The following is a 1065-nucleotide window of genomic DNA, read 5'->3' as shown; positions in this document are numbered from 1 at the left end:
GGTTTCAGGTGGTGAAACCTGAGGCAGTTGTAAGGGATTGGGTGCTTCGCCAATTGGTTTATTATGGGGAATTTCGGCATAGGTTTTCCATAAAATAATCGATGGCATTGAATTTTGCCAGATAAAATCTAAGGTATTTTGTCCGGCATTACGCACTTCAACCAATACTTGTAACGGGACATTGGTATACCAAGCGTAGTGCTTTGGTCACAAAGTCATTGAGGGCTAGTAGCTGGAACTGATAAGGCTTTATGTCGGACGACCAACCATTATTAAAATTGAGTAGAATAGATTAATTATTGAACATACAATGTGGATCTGGGTACTTAAAAATTCGCTCCCCACAAGTTAAGCGGGGAACTGATTAACAAGCGTAAGGAACCAAATGAGAATTTGGCAATCCATTATAGATATCGATCGCTTCTTGGCCTTCAGCAATAAACTCAACATCAATAGGATCGGGTGGATTATCGGGATCTTTATAATCTCCTTCTAAAAAAGCTTTATATTGCTCTAACACATATAAAAGTTGTTCTTTGTTTATTAATATTTGTTGTTCTTCTGAATACTCTGTACCAATAAAAATATAATCATCAGTAATTAGAACCCAAAAAGCATTACCAACACCAAACATACCATCTGGTGCAGGGCTATTTTCCAAATCAATCAAGTTACTTATCCAGATATTAACAGAGTTAATAGAACATTGAAGATCTGATGATAACCAAGATGCTAATGCAATAATACCATAGCCTTGTTTTGGTCTATATCTTATATTCTCATCAGAAAAACAACCTGATGGGCGGAACATACTAAATGTTTTGTTCCAATTGAATATTATTTTTTTATTTAACATTATTTCTTAACTCCTTGATAAACAGGCCATGCTGTAGCACCTGTGCCATTCGGTTTTTTATAAAAGCCTTCCATTTCTATACCACTTGAGGATGTCCCCTGCCACATTTCTTTATTATCAGGATTGGGTTTTGAATTTTCAAAAGCACTTTTAATTTCCATTTCTGTTTGACGTTTAGACCAATGCTCGGGGAAAAAAGTTGTTTCAGC

2 protein-coding genes are annotated in these 1065 nt (G+C 35.9%); both read right to left on the bottom strand.

The annotated features are described in order from the left end of the window. Nucleotides 1–364 precede the first annotated feature (364 nt). Nucleotides 365–856 (bottom strand): DUF5376 family protein, encoded by a 492-nt coding sequence (locus tag FcAc13_RS12030; protein WP_187756468.1) that lies wholly within the window; start codon nucleotides 854–856, stop codon nucleotides 365–367. Next, nucleotides 856–1065, bottom strand: a 210-nt coding sequence (locus tag FcAc13_RS12025; RefSeq protein WP_187756467.1) for an EndoU domain-containing protein, incomplete at its 5' end; no start/stop codon positions are given. The genes FcAc13_RS12030 and FcAc13_RS12025, both read right to left, overlap by 1 nt.

The organism is Frischella japonica (assembly GCF_014489845.1).
GTDB classification, from domain to species: domain Bacteria; phylum Pseudomonadota; class Gammaproteobacteria; order Enterobacterales; family Orbaceae; genus Frischella; species Frischella japonica.
This window is presented reverse-complemented; position numbering and strand designations above follow the sequence as displayed.